The organism is Globicatella sanguinis (assembly GCF_002847845.2).
Lineage (GTDB): Bacteria > Bacillota > Bacilli > Lactobacillales > Aerococcaceae > Globicatella > Globicatella sanguinis.
On record NZ_CP126962.1, the window covers coordinates 1,793,198 to 1,818,217 of the forward strand.

A 25,020-nucleotide genomic window follows, 5' to 3' on the forward strand; every position below is an offset into this window, starting at 1 on the left:
TTTAGGACCTAATAAACTTTTGGAGTGGGCAGACGAAGCGGAAATCAATCGATTTTCTACTTCCTGCGCACTTCTTATTCATTTTTTAAGTTTAATCATAATTTAATATTAACTAACTCTACAAAACGGGAAAAATTTTGTATAATTGAATTTAGTAAAGAGAACTCAAGCAAAGGAGTCGTATAGATTGATAATAAACATGATCTCTAAAGGAGAGGAAGTCAAAGGGCAAGGTGTCGGAAGTGCCTACTTTGAGTTAATCAAACTAATTGAATTAAAATTATCCGATAAAATAAAGCTAACTTATAATAATGCGAAAGAGGCTGATTTTAATCATATTCATACGATTCATCCCAAATGTTTCTGGCAAATGAAAACATCGAAAAAGCCATCATGCATGCATGTCCATTTTTTACCTGAAACAGTAGAAGGTAGCATCAAATTGCCTAAAATTGTTCAATCTTTTTTTTATCACTACTTCATTCATTTTTACAAAGCTGCAGAAGAGTTAATCGTGGTGAATCCTATTTTTATCGAACCTTTAAAGCACTATGGTATCGATAAAGACCGAATAACATATATCCCCAATGTAGTAGCGACGAAAGATTTCTATCCAAAAGAGATTAATGAACCGAGTGAGCTCTTTAAAAAACACCATTTATCATTAGATAAATTTACAGTCATAAGTGTAGGGCAAGTACAAACCCGTAAAGGAGTACTTGACTTTATTGAAATAGCTAAACAGTTACCAGAAGTGCAGTTTATTTGGGCAGGTGGGTTTAGTTTTGGAAAGATTACCGACGGCTATGATCAATTAACGGCTGTTATTAACAATCCGCCTTCCAATGTAAAATTTGTCGGGATTGTAGACCGTGAGCAAATGAATGAGTTATACAATGCGTGTGATCTTTTACTAACGACATCTTATAATGAACTGTTTCCTGTCTCAATTTTAGAAGCAGTCAATAGCGGATTGCCGATTTTAGTGAGAGATTTAGATTTGTATGAAAAAATTTACTTTACTGATTATTTAAGAGCGAATAATAATGAAGCATTTGTTGACTATATTAAAGAATTGATGACCAATCCTGAAACAATGGCTAAAGCGAAAGCAGCATCAAATAAAATCGCCACCGATTATTCTGAAGAGAATGTTGCACAACTTTGGGATGATTATTACACTCGATTTTATAAACGATGGGTAGAATAATTTAAAACATAATAAAAGGAATCTGCAGAATTAAGTGTGTTCAATACGTCTTAAATGCAGATTCCTATTTTTATTTTATGATTGAATGATGCTGGTCCTCTTCAATGTGACTTGGTGTAGCAGACGAAGCGAAAAACTCTCATCTTCTACGGCTGGCCCAGTCTTGTAAGTGTTGTCGTTTTTATTTATCAGGCTGATAAAAGCGTAAACGCAAAGCATTCAATAGGACAGTAATCGAACTAAAACTCATTGCTAAAGCTGCGACCATTGGGTTGAGTAAAGGACCATTAAAGAGTCCAAAAATAATTCCCATTGCGATCGGGATGCCAATGACATTGTAAGCGAAAGCCCAGAAAAGATTTTGTTTAATATTACGGAGGGTTTTGTGACTTAAATCAATAGCGGTAATCACGTCACTTAATTCATTGTTCATTAAGATAGTGTCGGCTGATTCAATAGCGATATCCGTTCCTGAACCAATCGCTATCCCGATATCAGCAATGGCTAAAGCAGGTGCATCATTGATTCCATCACCTACCATAATGACTTTATGATTTTTCGCTTGAATTTTCTTCACCACATTACTTTTATCTTCGGGAAGCACTTCGCTAAACACTTGTTTAATTCCGACTTGTTGCGCAATCGCATTAGCCGTATGGTGGTTATCCCCGGTTACCATATAGACTTGTAGTTTCATGTCTTGTAATTGTTTAATCGCTTGTTGACTATGCTTTTTAATTGGGTCCGCGACAGCGATAATCCCCGCGTATTGCTGATCGATAGCGACATACATTGGAGTGCGACCTTGTGAAGCCATCTTTTGGGCTTGTTGTAAAGCTTCTTGAGGGATTTCGACCTTGCCTTCAAATAAACTTTGATTGCCAATTAATACCACTTGCTCATCAACGGTGGCTTCGACACCTTGTCCAGTGAAGCTATTGAAGTCAGAAACTTCTAAATGAGTGTGAAGGTTATGATCTTTAGCATAACGAACAATCGCTTCACCTAATGGATGTTCAGAACTGGCTTCAACAGCTGAAACCAGCTGAACAAATTGCTCTGCATTAATAGAATCTGTGGTTACGATGTCGGTTACGGTTGGGATTCCTTCCGTAATAGTTCCGGTTTTATCTAATAAAATGGCGTCTGCTTTGTGCAATGATTCTAGAGCCGAACCGTTTTTAAATAAAATACCATTTTGAGCCGCTTTTCCTGTTCCTACCATAATGGCAGTTGGTGTAGCTAAACCTAATGCACAGGGACAAGCAATAATAAGGACACTAATAAAAATTTTAAGGGCAAAATCAAGACTTGAACCTAGAACGAAATACCAAGTTAAGCCGCTTAAGATGGCGATTAAGATGACGGTAGGTACAAAATAAAGCGAGATGGTATCGGCTAAGCGAGCAATTTCTGCTTTTGAACCTTGAGCTTCTTGTACGAGCCGCACGATTTGTGAAATTAAGGTATCTTGTCCGATTTTAGTAACTTCATAGGTGAAGGAACCATTTTTGTTGATGCTTCCACCCGTTACAGTGTCCCCAACTTTTTTATTGATGGGGATACTTTCACCTGTAATCATCGATTCATCAACTGCTGATTCGCCTTTAATAATGTGACCGTCCACTCCTAAACTTTCACCTGGACGCACGAGTAAGTGATCACCGATGTTGACCATCGAAAGCGGGATGGTTTCGATTTGTCCATCTGATTTTACACGACGAGCTTCTTCTGGCGCTAAATCCATTAAGTTTTTGACGGCAGCACTCGTTTTGCCTTTGGCAATGTCTTCAAGATACTTTCCAAGTGTCATTAACGTTAAGATCACCGCGGCCGATTCGAAGTAAAGTTCTAAATGACCTTCGCTATGAAGGCGGTTGGTTAATATAAGAAAAGTCATGACAACTCCTTGGATAAAAGCTGCACTCGTTCCGACTGCAATTAAAGAATCCATATTAGGAGCTAAATGCCATAATGCTTTGAAACCGCGAATAAGGATGTGACGACCTAACCATAAAACCGGTGTAGTTAACAACAATTGAGTGATAACATTGGCATTAGGATGCTGGTGCGCGTCTAAAAAAGCAGGAATAGGCAATCCCACCATCGGCGCCATTGTCAAATAAAAGAGCGGCAGGGTAAATAGCGACATTTGAATTAGCAGGCGTTTCTTCTGTTTCATTTCGGCTTCTTTTTTGGTTAGATTTTCTAAATATTGGTCTTCTGCGGATAAAATAGGTTCGGCAGAGTAGCCAAGATTATTTACCGTAGTTTTGATTAAGGATTCGTTAATCTGATTCTTCCAAATGATAGTCATTTGTTCAGTAGTTAAATTAACGCTGGCTTCTTGTACTTCATCTAATTGATTAATTTTTCTTTCAATCTTACTAGCACAAGCCGCGCAAGTCATCCCACTAATCTGATAGTTTTGAACGTTTGAATGGTTAGGGACTGTACCAGTGGTGTTTTGGTAGAGCTCATAACCTAAGTCAGAGATGCTCTTTTGCATGGTGTCAAAATCAATTTTTTGTTCGTCAAAGTCAACAGATGCTTTTTCGGTCACTAGATTGACAACGGCTTCATGCACACCATCCAACTTATTAAGTTTTCTTTCAATTTTACTAGCACAAGCCGCACAAGTCATTCCATTTACATTATAAGTAGCTTTCATGTCTTCCTCCTTCTGATTTAATTGCTTTAGGACTTAGACAATTAAATCATATCCGGCTTCGTCAACAGTCGCTTGTAAATCTTTTTCAGTTAGTAAAGTTTCATCGTATTCAATGATTGCATTGTTCTTTTCAAGTGATACCTCTACATGATGAACCCCTTCTAATTCCGTTAAAGCTTTTTCAATTGAATGAACGCAATGTTGGCAACCCATTCCTTCGATAGCAAATTCTTTTTTCATAATACATTCCTCTTTCTATTATTCAATGATGGCTGTGTGATGTTGGCAAGTACATTGTCCCGGAGGACATTGACATTTTATAATTTCAGGTGCATTTTTCATTTTTTCTTCAATTAATTGGATGAGCATTTGACATTGTTTTTGAGATAATGTTTCGTGCTGAATGAGCTGCTCAATATGAAGTCCACGATCTTTGGTGCAACTTCGAGCCATAATCTCGTTTAAGTCAGCTTGTAGGGCTTCTTTAGCACTTATAGTTGCTTGATAAAGCATGGGTTTAACCGATGAATCTTGTTTAAGGAAGCCTTTTTGAACAAGGCGATTCAGTAAAGATTTGATCGTCCCTTCTTTCCAGTCCAAAATATTTGTTAAAGTATCAATAATTTCACGACTAGTTAAAGTACTTTTGGCCCAAACGACGCGCATTACTTCCCATTCAGCTGATGTGATAGTGGCGTTCTCCATTATTTCACCTCCTGGTTACGTTTGTAATCTACAAATATAGTTTACATTTGTAACCTATGTTTTGCAAGTTTTATGCTTAAAATTTTTTAAATAAGCATTAAAGTTAGTTTTGGAGTATGATAGTGGGGGAAGGTAGTTGATTAGGAAGGAGTAAACTAAAAGATGAAGGAACGATATTTAACTAAAAGTGCGGTTTTTTTACTAATCCAACGACCAGATGGTAAGTATTTATTTCAACGACGTCAAAATACCGGCTATCAAGATGGCATGCTGGATTTAGGCGCTTCAGGTCATGTAGAGGCGGGTGAAACGGCCAAAGAGGCAGCAAAGAGAGAACTGATGGAAGAGACAGGATTAAATATCGAATTAAAACGTCTAAAATTTAAATCGATCAATCATCGTAATACTGATGGTCAAGTTTATTATGATTTTTATTTTTTGGTCCAGATAAATGATACTGAAAGCAATCAAGTGAAAATTATGGAGCCGCATAAAAATGGCCAGATGTTGTGGTTAGCAAAAGAGGATTTTACGGACCAAATTATCGATTACAATCGCGTTGTTATTGATAATTTAGACCAAGGCATTTACTATCAAGAAATCGGCTGGAAACACAACATATAGTGTTAGATAATTCTTTTTAATACTAAATATAGTAATCTTATGTTTACTTTTACTAGACTAGGTGTTATCATGATTAAGTACAAAAGGAGGAATCAAAGGTGCTTGTGGTGTATATGTCATTAACGGGACAGACTAGAAAATTTGTAAAAAAATTAGACTGGCCAAGTATCGAATTGACTCCTGATATGCCCATAGTCGAAGTAGACGAGCCTTATATTATTGTCGCACCCACTTATGAAAAAGAAGTGACAGATATATTATGGGAATTCGTTGAGACTGGAAATAATCAGTCTTATCTTCAAGGCGTGGCAGGTAGCGGTAATTTAAACTTTAATTCACTTTATTGTTTTACAGCGAAAGATCTCAGTCATGATTTTAATGTTCCGATATTATTGTTATTTGAGTTTCAAGGACGTCCAAGTGATGTTCAAAAATTAAAAGATGAGGTGGAGAAACTTGGAAAAACCAGTATTAGCGACTAAGCCGAAAGAAATAACTTATTTTAAATTAAATAATGAGTTGAATCGTCCGGTTAATAATCAAATTCCATTGCATAAAGATAGAGAAGCGGTTCGTGCTTATTTCTTAGAACACGTTAATCCTAATACCGTCTTTTTCTATACTTTAGATGAAAAGTTAGAGTATTTAGTAGATAATGAATATCTTGAAAGTGAATTTTTAGAAAAGTATTCGCGTGAGTTTGTTAAGCAAATGATGAAAGATACTTATGCGATGAAATTCCGCTTCAAATCGTTCATGTCTGCGTTTAAATTTTATACACAGTATGCCTTAAAAACAAATGATGGGCAGCGTTATTTAGAGCGTTATGAAGACCGTATTGTTTTTGCATCATTATATTTAGCAGATGGCGATGAAGAATTAGCTAAAACTTTACGTGATGAAATGATTGCTCAACGTTATCAGCCAGCAACGCCAACATTCTTAAACGCTGGACGTAAACGTCGTGGAGAATTAGTTTCATGCTTCTTAATCCAATTGAGTGACGATATGAATAGTATTGGTCGTGGGATTAACTCAGCTTTACAACTGTCACGTATTGGCGGTGGGGTTGGTGTTAACTTATCGAATTTACGTGCAGCAGGGGACCCAATTAAGAAAATTGAAAATGCTTCTAGTGGGGTTGTACCAGTCATGAAATTATTAGAAGATAGCTTTAGCTATTCTAATCAATTAGGGCAACGTAATGGTGCAGGGGCCGTCTATTTAAATGTTTTCCATCCGGATATCGTATCATTCTTATCAACTAAAAAAGAAAATGCGGATGAAAAAATTCGTGTTAAGACCTTATCATTAGGTTTAGTCGTGCCGGATAAATTTTATGAATTAGCAGCGAATGATGATCCGATGTATTTATTCAGCCCTTACGATATTGAACGTATTTATGGTAAACCATTCTCATATGTTGACATCACGGAGGAATACGACAATATCGTTAATAATCCTGAAATTCGTAAATCGAAAATTTCAGCTCGTGAATTAGAAAATGAGATTAGTAAATTACAACAAGAATCAGGTTATCCATATATTATTAATATTGATACCGCCAACCGTAGTAACCCCATTGATGGGATGATTACGATGAGTAACTTATGTTCTGAAATTTTACAAGTCCAACAACCTTCTCTTATCAATGATAAGCAAGAGTACGAAATTTTAGGAACAGATATTAGTTGTAATCTTGGTTCAACCAATATTCCAAACATGGTAAATTCTCCTGATTTTGAAAAATCAGTCGATGCGGCAGTGCGTGCTTTAACATTTGTGACGGATAATTCAAGTATTGAAGCGGTTCCGACGATAAAAAATGGAAATGATAAGGCTCATACGATTGGTTTAGGTGGTATGGGATTACATACATTATTTGCCTTAAATCAAATGCATTATGGTTCTCCAGAATCGATTGAATTAACCGAAGCGTATTTTTATGCTTTGAACTACTTTACCTTAGTTGCAAGTAATAAAATTGCGACTGAGCGTGGCGAAGTATTCTATAATTTTGAAAACTCTCAATATGCTACTGGCGAATATTTCGATCGATATATTGAAAATCCATTTACGATTCAAAATGAAAAAGTAGCTCAAATTATGAAACAAGTCCCAATGCCAACAGCTGAAGATTGGGCTCAATTAAAAGCGAAGGTTCAAGATACTGGTTTATACCATCAAAATAGAATGGCGATTGCGCCAACTGGCTCTATCAGTTATGTCAATGAGACGAGTGCATCACTCCATCCTATCACTCGTTTAATCGAAGAGCGACAAGAGAAGAAAACAGGTAAAACCTATTATCCAGCTCCACAATTATCAAACGACACGCTACCATATTACAAATCGGCTTACGATATTGATATGCGTAAAGTCATTGATGTCTATGCCGCAGCACAAAAACATATTGACCAAGGAATGTCATTGACTTTATTTATGCGAAGTGAGATTCCAGAAGGATTGTATGAATGGAAAAATGGTCGAACGAATAAAATGACCACGCGTGACTTAAATATATTACGTCACTATGCATGGAATAAAGGCATTAAATCCATTTACTATATCCGTACCTTTACAGATGATGGCGAAGAGTTAGGAAGTAATGCATGTGAGTCTTGTTCAATTTAATCTTTAAGGAATACTAACTGTTGCAGTAGAAATACTCTGACAGTTAGTAAGCTTAATTAAATTGAACGGTATTTTTGAGAAAGCATTAAGGAGGACATTATGGCATTAGAAAACAATAACTATATGGCAATCAACTGGAATCAGATTGAAGATATGGTAGATAAATTAACATGGGAAAAGTTAACCGAACAATTCTGGTTAGACACACGTATCCCATTGTCTAACGATTTAGACGATTGGCGTACTCTTTCAGCCGCTGAAAAAGATATGATAGGCAAAGTTTTTGGTGGACTAACTTTACTTGATACTTTACAATCAGAAGATGCAATTGAGCGACTACGTCAATCAATTCGTACTCAACATGAGGAAGCAGTCTTAAATAATATTCAGTTTATGGAAAGTGTCCACGCAAAAAGTTATTCTTCAATCTTTAGTACATTGAATACTAAAGCTGAAATTGAATCGATTTTTAATTGGACAAATTCCAATGAAGTTTTACAATATAAAGCTTCTAAAATTAATGATGCATATAAAAATGGAACGGATTTACAAGCGAAAGCAGCCAGTGTATTATTAGAATCATTTTTATTCTATTCAGGATTTTTTGCACCATTGTATTATTTAGGTAACAATAAGTTAGCAAACGTAGCGGAAATCATTAAATTAATTATTCGTGATGAATCAGTTCATGGGACTTATATCGGCTATAAATTCCAATTAGGATTTGATAAATTATCCGAAGCAGAACAAGAAGAATTAAAAGCCTGGGTTTATCAATTAACTTACGATTTATATCAAAACGAAGTGAAATTCACTCAAATGATTTATGATGCGATTGGATGGACAGAAAAAGTTAAAACTTTTGTGCGATATAATGCGAACAAAGCGTTACAGAATTTAGGGTTTGATCCATTATTCCCTGATACAGCAGAAGATGTGGATCCAATTGTGATGAATGGTATTTCTACAGGAACCAGTAATCATGACTTCTTCTCTCAAGTTGGAAATGGTTATTTATTAGGAACCGTTGAAGCGATGGAAGACAATGATTATCATCAATGGATGAAGTAAAATATTTAATATAGTAATCAACGCCATTAGTGACTCGGATGTATTTTGAGTACTAATGGTGTTTTTTAGATAAAGAGCATTAGGGCATAAGATGGTAGTATTCCTACAGACGATGTCGGTCAAGGTGGAGGTAGGTAGAACAGCAAACTTCCAATTTTCAACTTCGAGATCATCTCACTGATATTGGCGTACAATTTACTTTCCTATAATAAAATCATGTAAAGTTAATGGGAATTCCAAAAATATTATGGAAAAAATACTATCTTTACTTAAATTTTACGGCTTTTTTTCTTAGTTTAAATAGAGAGAATGTAAACTGAGAGTATAGATCAAAGTATTCAAGGAGTGTGAAGTATGCGTATTGCTTTAGTCACTGAGACTTTTTTCCAGCAACCGATGGGATTTGTACCCGATTGGGACAAATGGTTCGGATCATGAAACAATTAGGCCATGAAATATTAATTGTATCCCCAGATTTGGGAGTAGATTATTATGATGGAATCCCCATCACTAAAATAGAAAGTGTGACGGTACCTTTTTACCCATCTAGACCGTGGGCGCTACCTTCTAGAAAAATACGAGAAGTTCTTTTACAGTTTAATCCGGACATCGTTCATGCGGTGAATCCATTTTTGATGGTAACATCTGCGGTTTATTATGCTAAAAAATTACAGATTCCACTGCTGACTTCTTACCATACGCACATTCCTCAGTACCTAGATCATTATAATTTACCATTATTAAAGCCTGCTGTATGGGAATATATTAAATTATGGCATACTGGCTCTGATATCAATTTGACCGTCTCAACATCACTACAAGTCGAATTACGAGAGCAAGGTATTCCCGTTGATGGCACGATGCCGAGTGGTGTGGACCTTTCAATGCGTAGTCCAAAATATTTTGATGAAGCATTATATCAAAAGTTAACTTTTGGTTTGGAAAACCAAAAATTATTGGTCTATGTCGGTCGTTTAGCAGCAGAAAAAAGTCTCCATCAATTAAGAGAAATTTTTAATTATCGAGAAGATGTTTGTTTATCTATTGTGGGTGATGGTCCTGAACGAGAAAATTTAGAAAAACTATTTACAGGGACTAAGACGACATTTAACGGTTTTAAACAAGGTGAAGAACTGGCCACATATTTTGCAACGGGAGATGCCTTTATATTCCCATCTACTTCGAAAACATTTGGTTTAGTTATCTCAGAAGCGATGGCTAGTGGCTTACCAGTCATCGCAGCTAGTAGTGGGCCAACTTTAGAGCAAATAGAAGATAATATTTCAGGTTTGGTTTATGAACCTGGAAATATTCAAAGCCTTCTTGAAAAAATAAATGTATTAGATTTACCATTACGAGTTAGAAGAATCAAAGTAACGGCATTAAGAGTGGCTGAAGAAAAGACTTGGCTTAAAGCAAGTCATCTATTATTAGATTACTATCGTCAGGCGATTGAATTGTCAGATACTAAGTATGGCCGTATGCAGAAATCATCAAATTAGATTGAGATATGAAGTGAATTAAAAAGCGATTGAACAGAGTGTTATGCAAACATACAGCCTCTGTTAGATGAATTTGAATTGATTCGAAATATTGTTGAGTATTAAATGATTACTACTATTTATTTTGCGATGAAAAAAATATCTGTCTTGTGGCTAGATAGTGCTTAATCGCAAATTCTATAGGTTAAAACGCTATGAGTGTTATAATGATAGAAATTAAATAAAAGTAGGTTGAAACGATGAAAAAATTTTTAAAAATTCTGGGTATTATCTTTGTGGAATTAATACTTACCCTTATTTTGGGGTATTACAATTTAAGATATACTGCTGAAGATGTAGTTGTCAAAAATAATATGACACAGGATGAATATGGTTGGTTTGTGGATGTTCCCAATGAACAAGCCACCATAATCATGTATCAAGGAGCTTTAGTTGATGCAAAAGCTTATTTACCATTAGCAGCTTCAATCGCGGAAAAAGGGTTTGATATTTATATAATGGATAGTTAGTTTGATTTACCTATATTTGGTATCAATCAGCCACAAAACATCATAGAACGCGAACAATTACAAAATGTTATCTTAATGGGACACTCTTTGGGTGGTGTCGTCGCGAGTCAAGCGGCATTGTCTAAGTCTAATATTGAAGGCTTAGTCTTATTAGCGAGTTATCCTGCAGAAGGGACAGACTTATCTAATAGCACCATGAAGGTCTTGTCCATCGTAGGCAATCAGGATCAGGTGATTAATCGAGAAAATTATGATAATGCCGATATACGTCTACCAGCTACGACGCAGAAGGTGGTCATTGATGGAGGAAATCATAGTCAATTTGGGGATTATGGCTTTCAAAAGGGAGACGGTGTCGCCACCATTAATAAAGAAAATCAATGGCAACAAGTTGCGGACGAAGTTAGTCAAATGTTTTCTAAATAAAAATGCGTGAAGTATATGATGGCAGAAGTTAAACAATATTTTGAACAATAAACGGATGAAGCGAGACAAAAATTATTGCAGTATCGTGAAAGGATACTAGAAGCTGTGCCAGATTGTGAAGGACACGTGCCTATGAAATGTCAATATACAAGCAAGGAAAGAACTTGAATCATTTGGCTGCATTCAAAAGTCATTTAGGAATTTATCTAGGAAGAAAAGCGATGGGTTAATTTGAAGAAGATTTGAAAAAGTTTAAAACTTCTAAGGGAACCATATAAGTACCAATGGATCAATTAGATTTGATGTTGAAAGAATGGTTACCAACCGTTGTCATGGAATGTCGCTCAATTTAAACAAGCAAAAAAATAGAAGTTTATATTTCACTCATGATGTAAAAATGTCGTAAGTAACTAATCTTGGATATTAGAAACTCAATCTAACCTGTTCGTTTTGAACGGGTTTTTTTCGATTTTCAAAAAATAAAAATTTTTCGGGTAATTTTCGCCAAAATTTTCGAAAAAAAGTAAAAAAAATGTCCGTTTTGAACAGGTATCTGAAAGGTGACAATACAAATATTAATAAAGCGCAGTAAAGATTTAGGATGTAATCGAGCATATGTGTGTACGCTACTTAAACTTATGAATAAAAATATGACAACAAAAACATAGCTTTTGTAAAATTGAGGCTATTTTAAGGACATATTTCAAGGAGTTTGTAAATTTTAAGTGGATTTAATGTTACAGAATGATTACAAAACGCTAAAACGAGCCGTTTTATATTACACTTCAATAACAATAACAGACAGTAACATTAAAGATGGCTTACAGTTTGCCTTATTTCCTGATATCCTCCTCATCTTATTGTAGAATAATACTGTGATAAGATTTTTGGGATTTTAATGCCCAATTTCTATAAAAGGAGAATTTATATATGAAGAAATCATTAAGAATAGCTGCGGCGACGATGTTAGCATCGACCTTAGCGTTTAACTTAAATACAGTAGGAGCACAAACTTGGACTCATCGTTCAGTTAATCAAGTAAAAGAAACATTAGCAAATAATGAAGATGGCTTATATGTTATCCAATGGGGTGACACTTTAAGTACAATTGCTGAAGCAACAGGTCATTCAGTTGATCAATTAGCAAACTTTAATGCAATTGCGGATGCAGACTTTATCACAGCAGGATCTGTATTATATTTTGATGATGCAAACCAAACAGTAACCTATGTAGATAATGCAACAGATCAAGCTTATACTTATGATTTAGTAGAAGAAACACAAGTTGTAGCTGAAGTGACTGAAGCACCCGTTGTGGAAGAAACCGTAGCAACAGAACCAACTTATTATGTTGATGAAACCCCTGAATGGGTTGAAACACCGGCAGTTGAAACAACAGAAGCAGTTGTCGAAGAAACAACCGCAGCGCCCGTTGTAGAAGAAACAGAAGCGTTAGTCGAAGAAACAACCGCAGCGCCAGTCGCAGAAGAAACAGAAGCATTAGTCGAAGAAACAACTGCAGCACCCGTTGTAGAAGAAACCGAAGCAGTTGTTGAAGAAACAACCGCAGCGCCCGTTGTGGAAGAAACAGAAGCGTTAGTAGAAGAAACAACCGCAGCGCCCGTTGTGGAAGAAACCGAAGCAGTTGTTGAAGAAACAACCGCAGCACCCATTGTAGAAGAAACAGAAGCAGTCGTCGAAGAAACAACAACTGCACCTGCAACAAATGGTGGCCAATACAACGAATATGGTGGAATTATTTCTGATGCCAAAGAATGGATTGCAATGCGTGAGTCAGGTGGACAATATGAAATTTGGAACCCAACTCAAACTTATTATGGACGTTACCAATTAACAGCATCATACTTAAATGGTGATTTTTCACGTGAAAATCAAGAGCGTGTAGCGGATGAATATGTCTTAAATCGTTACGGATCATGGGAAGCAGCATTAGCATTCTGGCAAGCAAATGGTTGGTACTAAGCGTATTTACCTAAAAAATTAATTTTAATAAAATCTGGTAGGATGATTGAGTTTTTATACTGATTATCCTACCTTTTTTGCTAGCTAAATTAGTTTACTAAAGATTCAGAAAAGGCTACAATAGACTGTAAGTATAAAAGGAGCGAAAAGAGTATATGACATTTAAATTAATAGAAACAAGATCATTAACTGATATACAATCAACCGGTAAATTGTATCAACATGAGGAAACCGGAGCCCAAGTATTACGTATTGAAAATGATGACCCTAACCGAGCATTTACCATTGGGTTTAAGACACCGCCTTATAATGACAATGGGATTGCGCATATTTTAGAGCATTCTGTTTTAAATGGCTCAAAAAAATATCCGTCGAAAGAACCTTTTGTAGAATTAATCAAAGGTTCTTTGAACACCTTTGTTAATGCAATGACCTTCTCAGATAAAACCATCTATCCTATTGCTTCGACGAATCAACAAGATTTTGAAAATTTAATGAGTGTTTATTTAGACGCTGTTTTTCAACCGAAATTATATACCGATAATCAAATATTACAACAAGAAGGTTGGCATTATCATTTAGAAAAACCTGAAGATGATTTAATCTATAAAGGGGTTGTCTACAATGAAATGAAAGGTGCAACGGCTTCAGCCGAGCAACGTCTTTACTTTGAAATTGTGAAAGCTTTATATCCAAATACTTTATACGCTTACGAGTCTGGAGGTTTGCCAAGTGCCATTCCTTCATTAACACAAGAAGAGTTTATTGAATTCCATCAAAAATACTATCATCCAAGTCAATCAATGACGGTTTTATATGGGGATTTAGATGATGACAAAGCGTTTAGTATGTTAGAAGAATATTTCGAAGGAGCAGGTAGAGACGCAGAACAAGTTGACCTAGCCATTGATGTACCTTTTGTCAAAAATGCTAATATTGAAACAACGTATTCAATTACTGATGGTGAAGATCCGACTGATAAAGATTATTTAGCTCTTGCTTGGCATTCGAATGTAGCGGAAGATATTTTAGAAGGCTTCGCTTTAGATGTCGTGATGGATGTGTTATTTGGAAATAATCAAGCGCCTGTAAAAAAAGCTTTATTAGAAGTGGGGTTTGCTGGCGATATTAGTGCTGATCGGGATCAAATTGGTTATTTCAGCATGATTAATATTGTCGCTAAATATACCTCTGTTGATAAACTAAAAGAATTTGAAAACATCGTGATGAATGCTTTACAAAAGGTAGTAGACGAAGGTGTAGAAAAAGAATTAATTGACGCTGCTTTAAATCAAATCGCATTTCGTCAAAAAGAGTTAGTTATCTCAGAAAGTAATCCACGTGGTGTTTTATATGCGATGACAGCATTCCAAACCTGGTTATATGATTTTAATCCGATGGATAATTTAGAATTTGATCGTTACTTGAGTGTATTACGTGAAAAATTTGAAAATGGTTATTTTGAAGAACTGGTTCAAATTTATTTATTAGAAAATGATCATCGTGCGACCGTTTCATTAAAAGCCGATCCTGGATTAAATGATAGACAAGAACAAGCTTTACATGAATCCTTACAAAGGTATAAAGCAAGTTTATCTGAAGCTGAAATTAATGAATTAGTAGCGACTACGCAAGCTTTAATTGAACGTCAAAGTACGCCCGATACCGCAGAAGATTTAGCGAAGATACCGGCTCTAGCTAAAGAGGATTTAACGACTGAAACGGAAGAATATCCTTTAGAAATAGCGACTTTATCTAATGGCAATCAGTTCTATCATGCACCACAATTTACCGCTGGTATTGACTATTTAGATATCTTGTTCAATATTGAAGATTTTACTGCAGATGATTTTATTTGGTTAAACCTTTTATCACGTTTATTAGGTAAATTACCAACTAAACACTATTCAAGTAAAGAATTATTAACTAAAATTGATTTATACACCGGTGGTGTGGGTGGTGCTGTGCAAGTTTATGAGCAAGAGGGCGACAATAAAGCTTATTTTGTTGTTCGTGGTAAAGCTTTAGAAGAGATGGATCATCATTTGATTGAGTTAATGCATGAATTGACCCTTCATACACAATTTGATGATGTTGAAGAAATTATTAAAATTGTACAACGAGCGATTTCAGGTTTTGAGAATAAAATTGATTATCAAGCCCACGCTTTAGCTTCGCAACGGGCCTTAAGTCAAGTGAATGCAACAGCAAAATTAGCGGAAATAATTGGAGGTATTGATCAATACCGTTTCTTGAAAGATGTTTTGAAACAACTTAAATCTGAAAATGCTCATCAAGTAGTAGAAAAATTAGTATCTTTATATCGTCGCATTGGCAACCAAACACGTCTCAATGTCTTTTATATTGGGGATGAAGAACGTAAAGTTCATTTAGCTAATAGAATTGAAACAACATTTGCTGACCTTCCAACTGAAGCCATAGGAGCTAAACAAACGTATCAACCTGGTATTCAACAAAAAGAAGCCTTTGTAACAGCTCAAGATGTTAATTATGTTGGATTAGCAGCGGTCTTACCGGAAGCGTTCAAGTTATCAGGAGAGTACCATGTATTAGGCAAAGCCTTGCGTTATGATTATTTATGGAATAATATTCGTGTAAAAGGTGGCGCTTATGGAGCGATGTATAATTTAAGACGTAATGGTTCGTTGACATTAGCAAGTTATCGTGATCCTAATATTACTCAAACGCTTAATGTTTATCATGATATTCCGCGTTTCATTGAACAGTTGGAAATTAATGAGATGGATTTATTAAAATACATGATTGGTACGATGAGTGATTTAAATCAACCGATGTCAGCAGCTGACAAAGGGAACATGGCATTTGTTTATTATCATATTGGTGTCGATCAAGCGGAGCGTAAACAAATTAAAGAAGAGGTATTAGCGACTACTGTAGATAAACTTCATCATTTACGAGCAACTTATCAAACCTTATTACAAAATCCTGCGATAGCGGTGATTGGTAATAAAGCACAAATTGAAGCAGTGAAAGAACAGTTTGATGTTATTCACGAATTATATTGATGATTAAATAAATTGAATAGTCAACAACTTGCTTTATATTAAGCTTGAAGGGAGTGGGCAAGAAGTAGAAAATCAGTGGATTTTCGCTTCGTCTGCCCACCCCCGCACAGTTGAGTAGGTCTCAAACAAGTCTAGAGACGCAGATTGAGACCACTCAGTCACTGCGCTTTGAAATAAATAGATATGTCTGAACAGAACTTAAAAAGTTTTTGCCCAGCCTCGGTAAATTAAGTAAGTTAATAGAGAGCCTTTTGGGAGTGGCAAGTGGATTTTCCTTTGCCCACTCTTTTTTATTAAGGCGATTGTAAAAATTAATTGAAACATACTTGCTTACTATTTGCATCTTTAGCTATAATAAAATAGAAGACAAGTGAAGGAGTTATTATGAAAATCAATCGACAAAAAGTTTTAGTTTGGGGCTTAATTTTAGCTTCTATTTATGTTGTATATCGTTATTGGGGAGCAGCTGAAGAAATATTAATGACGGTATTTGATGCTACCAAACCATTTTTTGTGGGTGCGATGATTGCTTATATTGTCAATATCCTAATGGATGGGTATGAAAATTTGATAACACGATTTATATCATTTCAACCAATCTTAAAAATGAAACGGAATTTGAGTCTATTTTTAGCTTATTTGACATTTGCAATCGCCATTATCGTTATTTTGGGGATTGTCATTCCGGAGTTAATTCGAGCGGTTCAGTCATTACTTTCAATTGATCCCAAAACGATTCAACAAATTTTTAAATCAATGGAAGATAATGGGATCATTAAACAAATCATTGGTTTAATCCAAGGTGATACGAGTGGGAATGTTGATATTGTTTCAACGATTACCGGGTATGTGCAACAAATTCTAAGCTCTATTGGGAATTTACTGTTAGGTATCTTAACATCAGCAACTGGTATTTTCTCGACCGTTATTAATGTGTTTATGAGTATTGTTTTCTCTATTTATGTTTTAATTAGTAAGGATAAACTATCGGTTCAATTTACCAATGTATTAAAAGCATATGTTCCGGATTGGTATCAAACGATAGAAGCGACTATCGATGTGTTTAATCAATCTTTTAGAGGGTTCATCGTCAGTCAAACAATCGAAGCGGTAATATTGGGTAGTTTGTGTTTTGTTGGCATGTTAGTTTTAAGATTACCATATGCGTCAACAGTGAGTATTATGATAGGGAGTACTTCTTTGATTCCGTTGGTTGGGGCGTTTATTGGCGCCATCATTGGGGTGGTTTTAATTTTAACTCAATCGGTTTCACAAGCCTTTATCTTTGTGATTTTCATTATTGTCTTACAACAGGTTGAATCGAATTTGATTTATCCTCGTGTAGTAGGCGGTTCGGTTGGTTTACCACCGATGTGGGTATTGGTTGCTATTTCAATTGGGGGTGCTATTGCGAATATATTTGGAATGTTTGTAGCGGTTCCAATAGCAGCAGCACTTTATAAATTGTTCCGTGATGATTTACAAAAACGACTAGCGAACCAAACACTAACTTAATCTATATAGAATAAAAAGGACTTTCATCAAAGTGATAAGCTAGCTGAAAAGCAAATACTGGCAAAAGTTACTAGTCAGTATTGTCGATTCAAAAAGCACCTTATTAATGGTGAAAGTCTTTTTTGTAATTTTGGAAAATTTTAAGGGAGGGGATTAAAGTGAAACAAGTTGAGAAATATAGTTATCTTATATCCGGTTTATTATGGATTATTGTAGGACTTTTTCTAATTATCGAAAAGCAATTATTTGTGGTTAACATCTCAATTTTATTTTCTAGTGTGTTGCTTATTATCGGGAGCGGCCGATTGGTCAAAGTAGTTGTGCCTAAGCGTGAACGCAATTTTGAACAAAGGCTTGTTTTATTAATTACCGGCGTGAGTGATTGGGTGCTTGCCTTTTTGATTTATTTTTTTCGATTAAGTTGGCCAGCATTTTTATCAAAAGCTATCGGTTATTATCAACTTTTCATAGGGGTTTCGCTATTTATTAGTTGGTTATTATTGAGGCGTGATCGCGTATCGGGTCGAGTTGGCATTCTTTTGGCCAGTGTGATTAATTTAATTTGGGGAGTGGCCAGTATTGCGATAAAAAGTAGTGAGACAGTCGACAGCGTCGTAGCTAGATTAGGTTTTTATTTAGTTTTCATTGGGTTGACAATCTTGATGGATGCTCGGGACTATTATCTCTCGCAACGAACAAAAACAAGAGTAAAACGGCGAATTCGTGTTCCGTTACCGGTTATTTTTACAATCCTTTTACCTAAAAAAATGTTGGATAAGATTAATCACTTTATTCAAGAAGAATTATCAATGAGTGAATGGACCAGCCCAGAATTGAAGGAAACTGATAGACAGCCCGTTTTGAAAGTATTTATTCATGTGGGGGAAGACGGTTTTAATCAGATGGGGCATGTTGATTTAAGTTATAAAGGGCGCGTCTATGCCTATGGCAATTATGATATCGACTCTGAGAGATTATTAGGTGCAATTGGTGATGGTGTATTATTTAGCTTAGATGATCAAGATTATATCGATTATTGTTTACAGAATAATAAAACGCTATTTGAATATCGAGTCGTATTAACTGCTACTCAAGAAGTTGAGTTTGAAAAGAATTTAAATGATATTTTAAAGAATACTCAAGCCTGGGAACCTACTTCATCCACACAATTATCCAGTTATCTGGGTAAAATGACCCAAAAATATAAAGTAGAAACTTTCAAATTCAGAAGCTCTCGCTACAAAACATATTTTGTTTTAGGGACGAATTGTGTATTGTTGGCCGACCAATTGATTGGAGCCAGCGGTTTAGATTTATTAGCCATGGTGGGGATTTTAGCCCCAGGAACCTATTATGATTATTTTGAAAAAGAATTTCAAAAACCCAATTCCATTGTAGTCGGGAAAACCATTCACAATCCGGTTTTAAATGACTTAATGTTGCCATTATCCAATGAAAAACCTTAAGTATGGGAGTGGGCCAGAAGTAGAAAATTGAATAATTTTCGCTTCGTCGGCCTACCCCCGCACAGTTGAGTAGGTCTCAAACAAGTCATTAAGACGCCATTTGAGACCACTCAACCACTGCGCTATTAATTAAGGAACAATAATCTTAACTAACATTATCAAGTTTATGCCCAGCCTTCTTAATATAACAGTGCGTATAAGAGGTAAATGAAAAAATACATCATGAATACACCAAGAAAGCTGATCGATTAATTTTTTGAATTGTCAAATTCAGCTAGAAATTTTTACCTAACACATAATACGATTGCTTTTTGTCTTATTGATATTTAAATAGGTTGTTCGAAAGTTATAAACAGGGTTAGCTTAAGTTAGAAATCGACTATCAATAGTCAAGTCCATATAATTTTGCAAAAAGAAAAATAAAGTAAAAAATTTTAAGTATATTTTAAGTTCAGTTCTTATACTTTCATTAGATTATTGAGTAAGGCTTTTATTCTCTCCCAACTAGTAATCGCCACTCAATAATCAAAATGGATTAACTCCCAAATATAGATGCCCAGTAGACCCCATACTATTGGGCTTTTTTGTTGTGTAAAGGAGCCTTTCAGTTTGTAATTATGGCACAAATTAGGTAAAATTTTAAAGGTACATAAAGTAGCATTATGGAGGATATTATGAAAAGCCAAGTAGAACACTATTTACCTTTTGATGAAATATTATTACCTGAACCTTATCGAGCAATTGAAATTCCGTCTTGGGAAGCGATCATTAATCCAGTTGTCCAAGGAGTTATTACATTTTATAATCATCAACATCAAACGAAAGAAACAGAATTAACCGATGAGATGGTTAAAGCTTTGGATAATCCTGAATTAAAAACAGTTCACCAAGTCAAACAATATGCGATGACTGCATTTCAAGAGAGAGAAAAAGAACGTAAATTTCAATTTGACATATTTCCTTATTTATTAGTATTTTTTGCGAATACAACTCAGACTGTGATTAATTCAGATGAGGAAGAAGCTTATTTTATCGCGATGACCGATAATTATAAGGAAGATGCAGAAAAAGCGGGAATTTCTTACGATGAATTCTTACAAAATAGTTTTGGTTTAACCTCAAAACAAGAAGAAGAATTGCGCGAGCGAATCCATGAATATTTTGTCTATAAATTGATTGCGATTGATCGCTTTGGTGAAGAGCATGGAGAGTTAGATATAGACAGCTATGACGCTTATATCCAAGAACAGGTATTGCTTCAGGGTGTGGATGAAATTGATTTGCGTGAACGCCTGCCATTTAATGTGTTTCAAGATATCTATCCTGAAATAGTATTAACAGAAGAATTAAAGAATTATTTTAAAGATCAAATTATTTTCAAAATTGCTTCAGAAGCATAATGAAGTAATCATTGACGAGATGATAAGTGTTAAATATTTTCTAGACGGTTAAATTTACTGAGCTGATTGATATTTTAGTAAGTTTGCCATTAGAGTACGAGGTCGAGTAAAGTGAGTTTCTTGCCTGGCCTCGTTTTTGTGTCAAATAACGTCTTTTTTACATTATTACTGTTAAAATCGGTCTCATAAAATTGTTCCAGGTCATTGAAAATTCATTATCAAACGAAGATAAAGAGCGCAACTATAAAACCAAGATAACAACCAATTCTGTTTTCATGATTAATTAGTGAATAACTTAAAATTCGTAAAGAAAATAAAGGTTTGGATGGTTTGATAAAATGAGAACTTAATGAGGGTGTGGGCAAGAAGTAGAAAATCGAATGATTTTCGCTTCGTCTGTCCACCCCCGCACAGTTGGGAGTAGACCAGAAGTAGAAAATCAAATGATTTTCGCTTCGTCGGCCTACCCCCGCAAAGTTGAGTAGGCCTCAAACAAGTCGAAAGACGCAGGTTGAGGCCACTCAACCACTGCGCTTTTAATGAATAAGCACTAATTTGACTGAATTTTTTAAATTTATGTTCAATCTCATTAAGACACAGTTTGAGACCACTCAACCACTGCGTTTTGAATTAAATAGATATTCCTGAACAGAATTTAAAAAGTCTTTGCCCAGCCTCACCGTATTCTGATATAATTATTGTCAACATAATAAGAAAGAAGGAATCAATGATGGATATCAACGAAAAAATCCTGAAACTCCTAGAACGTGATAGTCGTTTAACTCACCATGAAATTGCGGTGTTATTGGGCGAAGACGAAGCGTTCATTACCAAAACGATTAAAGAATTAGAAGAGAAGAATATTATTTGTGGTTATACTACTTTAGTGAACTGGGAAAAGACGAACAGTGATATGGTTTCGGCGATTATTGAACTGCGAGTAAATCCCCAAAGAGGGCAAGGTTTTGATCGGATTGCTGAAAAAATTTATAATTTTCCAGAAGTCAAAGCCATGTATTTAACTTCTGGTGGCTATGATTTCTTAATTGAAATGCAAAAAGCACCGATTCGTGAAATTGCGAATTTTGTTTCTTCTCGTCTATCCATCATTGAAGAGGTACAATCAACGGCAACTCATATTATTTTGAAAAAATATAAAGATCATGACACCCTATTTATTGAAAAAGAACATGATAAAAGGGAGTTTATTTCATGAGAAGTTTTCTAAATCAAAAAGTACAAGCTATTAAACCGTCCGGGATTCGTCGTTTTTTTAATTTAGCAAATGAAATGGAAAATGTTATTTCATTAGGTGTAGGAGAACCCGATTTTGATACACCATGGCATGTACGTGATGAAGGAATTTATACCGTTCAGAAAGGACGTACCTTCTATACAGCCAATGCAGGTTTATTAGAATTAAGAACCGCGATAGCTGAAAATATTTTTCGTTTACAAGGTGTAAAATATAACCCTGACACACAAGTATTAGTGACTGTTGGTGGCAGTGAAGCGATAGATTTGGTTTTTCGGGCAACGATTGAACCGGGAGATGAAATCATCTTTACAGAGCCTTGTTATGTGTCCTATTTGCCAACAATTGAATTAGCGGGCGGCGTTCCGGTGGCTATTCCATTAAAAGAACAGAATCAATTTCGTTTAACTCGAGAAGAATTAGCGGCTGCTATCACTGATAAGACCAAAGCGCTAGTTTTATCCTTTCCTAATAATCCGACTGGAGCAGTCATGACAAAAGAAGACTTAGAAGCAATTGCTGATTTAATTATCGAGCATGACTTATTAGTAATTACTGATGAGATATATGATCGTCTAACCTATAACGAAGATGAAGAACATGTCAGTATCATTCGCTTACCTGGAATGGCTGAACGTACGGTTTACATCAATGGATTTTCTAAAGCCTATGCGATGACGGGCTGGCGTTTAGGGTACTGTACTGGTCCTGAAGAAATTCTCCAACAAATGACCAAAATCCATCAATTTACTATTATGGCAGCTCCTACAATGAGTCAGTATGCCGGTTTAGAAGCTTTGCGTTCAGGTGAACAGGATGTTATAGAAATGCGTGAAAGCTATAATCAACGTCGCCGTTATTTATTATCTGAGTTCGAACGTCTTGGTATTCCCTGCTTTGAACCTTTGGGTGCTTTCTATGTCTTCCCCAATATTTCGCATTTTGGCATGACTTCAGAGGAATTTGCGATGGATTTACTTCATAAGAAACAGATTGCAGTCGTACCAGGTACCGCCTTTGGGGATAGTGGAGAAGGGTTTGTTCGTATCTCTTATGCTTATTCCATTGCCGAATTAAAAATTGCATTACAACGTATTGAAGAATATATTATTGAAATGAAAGGAAATCAAAATTGAGTAAATTACCATTAAGAACCGAATTACCTGTTACAGAGACATGGGACTTAAGCTTATTATTTAAAAATCAAGCTGAATACCTAGCAGCTATTGCAAAAGTGAAAGCGTCAGTGACTCATTTTAAAGAACAATATCAAGGGAAATTAACGAACGAGACCATTATTATTGAGTCATTAGCTAATTTGGAACAAATTAAACGTCAATTGTCTAAAATTTATGGCTATGGCTCTTTAGGATATGAAGCGGATAAGTTGAACGCTGACAATGAAGAAAACTATCAAAAATTGCCTGCGTTAAGTGAATTTGTGGGTGCCACTTTATCTTTTTTTGAATCAGAACTGTTAGGTTTAGAAGAGAATGTACTTCAAACGGTGATGAAGTCCGATGAGGGAGCACAATATCAATACTATTTACAAGCCTTATTACGTGAAAAACAGCATCGTTTATCAGCTGAAGTGGAAACCGTGTTAAGTAGCTTAGAAGGGACCTTATCTAGTCAATATCCACTTTATTTGACCTTGAAATTCCAAGATTTAACTTTTGATGATTTTGAAGCAAACGGCAAAACTTACCATAATAGTTTTGTTTCATTTGAAAATGATTACGAAAGTCATCCTAATCAAGAGATTCGTCATGCAGCGTGGGCTTCATTCCATAAAGGATTAGCGACCTTCCAACACACCGCTGCCACAAACTATATTAATCATGTTAAAACTGAGAAAAAAATGGCAACACTTCGTGGCTTTGATTCCGTGATTGATTATTTATTATTTAGTCAACAAGTGACCCGTGAAGCGTATAATCGCCAGATTGATGTGATTATGTCAGAGTTTGCACCGGTGATGCGTCGTTATGTACGCTTATTACAAAAGGAACAAGGATTAGCTTCGATTAGCTTAGCTGATATTAAAATGCCCTTTACCCAAGAAGAGCCTCAACATATTTCGATTGCTGAGGTGCGTAAAATGATGGAAGAAGTCTTCGCGGTATTTGGTGAAGAGTACTTATCGATTGTAAAACGTAGTTTTGATGAACGTTGGATCGATTTTCCAATGAATCAAACGAAATCAACCGGTGGTTTCTGTTCGCCAGTTTATGATGGCCCGGGCTATATTTTATTAAATTGGAATGGGTTACTAAGCGAAGCATTAGTTTTGGCGCATGAATTAGGCCATGCGGCTCATTTTGGCTTAACTTATGATCGTCAATTAATGATGACTCCAGAAGCAAGTTTATATTTTATTGAAGCACCTTCAACAGCCAATGAAGTGATTACTTGTCAATATTTATTAAATCAGCCTCTAGAAGCTGCTCAAAAACGGGTCTTAATTACAGAATTTATTGCACGTACTTATTTCCATAATATGGTAACTCACCTATTAGAAGCCGATTTCCAACGTAAGGTTTATCTGGCGGTTGATCAAGAAGAAGTCTTAAATGCTGAAAAATTAAATGGTTTCTTTAAAGAGACCTTAGAACAATTCTGGGGTGAAGAGGTCGTGATTAATCCTGGTGCAGAATTAACTTGGATGCGTCAACCACATTATTTCATGGGCATGTATCCCTATACGTATTCAGCTGGCTTAACGGTGGGGACGCAAATTGGCCAACGGATTGCGAATGGGGAAGCTGAAGCAATTGAAAGTTGGTTAGCTGTTTTAGCAGCTGGTGGTACATTAGAACCATTAGAATTGACAGCAAAAGCAGGTGTTTCAATGGAAAATGCGGATGCATTGCGCAGTGCGATTCGATACGTCGATGGTTTATTAGATCAAGTGGAAGAGTTAGAAACACAAAATTAGCTTGAAAAAATAACCACAACTCTTTATCTAAAATCGAATCATCATCACAAAATATGTTTTTGAT

17 protein-coding genes and 1 pseudogene are annotated in these 25,020 nt (G+C 35.6%); 15 read left to right on the forward strand and 3 right to left on the reverse strand.

Annotation, left to right across the window (positions count from 1 at the left end; translation table 11 throughout):
* Positions 1-187 precede the first annotated feature (187 nt).
* On the forward strand, positions 188-1,210 hold the full coding sequence (locus tag CYJ72_RS08050) for a glycosyltransferase family 4 protein (RefSeq protein ID WP_284629213.1): 1,023 nt from the start codon (positions 188-190) through the stop codon (positions 1,208-1,210).
* Positions 1,211-1,391: 181 nt separating this feature from the next.
* Here the strand turns inward: CYJ72_RS08050 and CYJ72_RS08055 are convergent, their stop codons facing one another.
* Genes CYJ72_RS08055 through CYJ72_RS08065 form a run of 3 tightly spaced genes read right to left on the reverse strand, consistent with a single transcriptional unit; the run spans position 1,392 to position 4,586 of the window.
* Positions 1,392-3,881: a heavy metal translocating P-type ATPase gene (locus CYJ72_RS08055; protein WP_066123549.1), complete on the reverse strand. Its 2,490-nt coding sequence runs from the start codon at positions 3,879-3,881 to the stop codon at positions 1,392-1,394.
* 33 nt (positions 3,882-3,914) lie between these two features.
* Positions 3,915-4,121: a heavy-metal-associated domain-containing protein gene (locus CYJ72_RS08060; protein ID WP_066123546.1), complete on the reverse strand. Its 207-nt coding sequence runs from the start codon at positions 4,119-4,121 to the stop codon at positions 3,915-3,917.
* A gap of 18 nt (positions 4,122-4,139) precedes the next feature.
* Complete coding sequence (locus CYJ72_RS08065) at positions 4,140-4,586, reverse strand: CopY/TcrY family copper transport repressor (protein ID WP_284629218.1); 447 nt, start codon at positions 4,584-4,586, stop codon at positions 4,140-4,142.
* A 162-nt stretch (positions 4,587-4,748) separates the two neighbouring features.
* Here CYJ72_RS08065 and CYJ72_RS08070 point away from each other — a divergent pair, with 162 nt between their 5' ends.
* The 14 genes and pseudogenes from CYJ72_RS08070 to pepF all read left to right on the forward strand — a co-directional run bounded on the left by CYJ72_RS08070 (position 4,749) and on the right by pepF (position 24,956).
* Complete coding sequence (locus tag CYJ72_RS08070; RefSeq protein ID WP_101812916.1) at positions 4,749-5,210, forward strand: NUDIX domain-containing protein; 462 nt, start codon at positions 4,749-4,751, stop codon at positions 5,208-5,210.
* 98 nt (positions 5,211-5,308) lie between these two features.
* Positions 5,309-5,692 (forward strand): class Ib ribonucleoside-diphosphate reductase assembly flavoprotein NrdI, encoded by a 384-nt coding sequence (gene nrdI / locus CYJ72_RS08075; protein ID WP_066123539.1) that lies wholly within the window; start codon positions 5,309-5,311, stop codon positions 5,690-5,692.
* On the forward strand, positions 5,652-7,844 hold the full coding sequence (gene nrdE / locus CYJ72_RS08080; protein WP_101812915.1) for a class 1b ribonucleoside-diphosphate reductase subunit alpha: 2,193 nt from the start codon (positions 5,652-5,654) through the stop codon (positions 7,842-7,844). The genes nrdI and nrdE overlap by 41 nt, the downstream gene beginning before the upstream one ends.
* 99 nt (positions 7,845-7,943) lie before the next feature.
* Positions 7,944-8,915, forward strand: coding sequence for a class 1b ribonucleoside-diphosphate reductase subunit beta (nrdF, locus tag CYJ72_RS08085; RefSeq protein WP_101812914.1), 972 nt, complete (start codon positions 7,944-7,946; stop codon positions 8,913-8,915).
* 434 nt (positions 8,916-9,349) lie between these two features.
* The gene (locus CYJ72_RS08090; protein ID WP_284629223.1) at positions 9,350-10,417 is read left to right on the forward strand and encodes a glycosyltransferase family 4 protein; all 1,068 of its coding nucleotides are present in this window, start codon (positions 9,350-9,352) and stop codon (positions 10,415-10,417) included.
* Between the two features lie 413 nt (positions 10,418-10,830).
* Positions 10,831-11,352, forward strand: a pseudogene (locus tag CYJ72_RS08095) (alpha/beta family hydrolase).
* 930 nt (positions 11,353-12,282) lie between these two features.
* Positions 12,283-13,335, forward strand: a complete 1,053-nt coding sequence (locus CYJ72_RS08100) for a LysM peptidoglycan-binding domain-containing protein (RefSeq protein ID WP_101812911.1) — start codon at positions 12,283-12,285, stop codon at positions 13,333-13,335.
* A 155-nt stretch (positions 13,336-13,490) separates the two neighbouring features.
* A complete protein-coding gene (locus CYJ72_RS08105; RefSeq protein WP_284629226.1) occupies positions 13,491-16,382 on the forward strand; it encodes an insulinase family protein in 2,892 nt (963 codons plus the stop codon).
* 384 nt (positions 16,383-16,766) lie between these two features.
* On the forward strand, positions 16,767-17,897 hold the full coding sequence (locus tag CYJ72_RS08110; protein WP_101812909.1) for an AI-2E family transporter: 1,131 nt from the start codon (positions 16,767-16,769) through the stop codon (positions 17,895-17,897).
* Positions 17,898-18,055: 158 nt separating this feature from the next.
* The gene (locus CYJ72_RS08115; RefSeq protein WP_101812908.1) at positions 18,056-19,363 is read left to right on the forward strand and encodes an HdeD family acid-resistance protein; all 1,308 of its coding nucleotides are present in this window, start codon (positions 18,056-18,058) and stop codon (positions 19,361-19,363) included.
* A gap of 674 nt (positions 19,364-20,037) precedes the next feature.
* Positions 20,038-20,763, forward strand: a complete 726-nt coding sequence (locus CYJ72_RS08120; RefSeq protein ID WP_276646865.1) for a hypothetical protein — start codon at positions 20,038-20,040, stop codon at positions 20,761-20,763.
* A gap of 727 nt (positions 20,764-21,490) precedes the next feature.
* Entirely contained in the window at positions 21,491-21,979 is a 489-nt protein-coding gene (locus tag CYJ72_RS08125; protein ID WP_284629228.1) for an Lrp/AsnC family transcriptional regulator, read from the forward strand.
* Positions 21,976-23,154, forward strand: coding sequence for a pyridoxal phosphate-dependent aminotransferase (locus tag CYJ72_RS08130; RefSeq protein WP_284629229.1), 1,179 nt, complete (start codon positions 21,976-21,978; stop codon positions 23,152-23,154). Before CYJ72_RS08125 ends, CYJ72_RS08130 begins: the two co-directional genes overlap by 4 nt.
* Entirely contained in the window at positions 23,151-24,956 is a 1,806-nt protein-coding gene (pepF, locus tag CYJ72_RS08135) for an oligoendopeptidase F (RefSeq protein ID WP_284629231.1), read from the forward strand. The genes CYJ72_RS08130 and pepF overlap by 4 nt, the downstream gene beginning before the upstream one ends.
* Positions 24,957-25,020: the final 64 nt, after the last annotated feature.

Coding starts and splice junctions, on each gene's coding strand:
- CYJ72_RS08055 (WP_066123549.1), bottom strand. CDS start 3,881: ATGAAAGCTACTTATAATGTAAATGGAATGACTTGTGCGGCTTGTGCT.
- CYJ72_RS08060 (WP_066123546.1), bottom strand. CDS start 4,121: ATGAAAAAAGAATTTGCTATCGAAGGAATGGGTTGCCAACATTGCGTT.
- CYJ72_RS08065 (WP_284629218.1), bottom strand. CDS start 4,586: ATGGAGAACGCCACTATCACATCAGCTGAATGGGAAGTAATGCGCGTC.
- CYJ72_RS08070 (WP_101812916.1), top strand. CDS start 4,749: ATGAAGGAACGATATTTAACTAAAAGTGCGGTTTTTTTACTAATCCAA.
- nrdE (WP_101812915.1), top strand. CDS start 5,652: ATGAGGTGGAGAAACTTGGAAAAACCAGTATTAGCGACTAAGCCGAAA.
- nrdF (WP_101812914.1), top strand. CDS start 7,944: ATGGCATTAGAAAACAATAACTATATGGCAATCAACTGGAATCAGATT.
- CYJ72_RS08090 (WP_284629223.1), top strand. CDS start 9,350: ATGAAACAATTAGGCCATGAAATATTAATTGTATCCCCAGATTTGGGA.
- CYJ72_RS08100 (WP_101812911.1), top strand. CDS start 12,283: ATGAAGAAATCATTAAGAATAGCTGCGGCGACGATGTTAGCATCGACC.
- CYJ72_RS08105 (WP_284629226.1), top strand. CDS start 13,491: ATGACATTTAAATTAATAGAAACAAGATCATTAACTGATATACAATCA.
- CYJ72_RS08110 (WP_101812909.1), top strand. CDS start 16,767: ATGAAAATCAATCGACAAAAAGTTTTAGTTTGGGGCTTAATTTTAGCT.
- CYJ72_RS08120 (WP_276646865.1), top strand. CDS start 20,038: ATGAAAAGCCAAGTAGAACACTATTTACCTTTTGATGAAATATTATTA.
- CYJ72_RS08125 (WP_284629228.1), top strand. CDS start 21,491: ATGATGGATATCAACGAAAAAATCCTGAAACTCCTAGAACGTGATAGT.
- CYJ72_RS08130 (WP_284629229.1), top strand. CDS start 21,976: ATGAGAAGTTTTCTAAATCAAAAAGTACAAGCTATTAAACCGTCCGGG.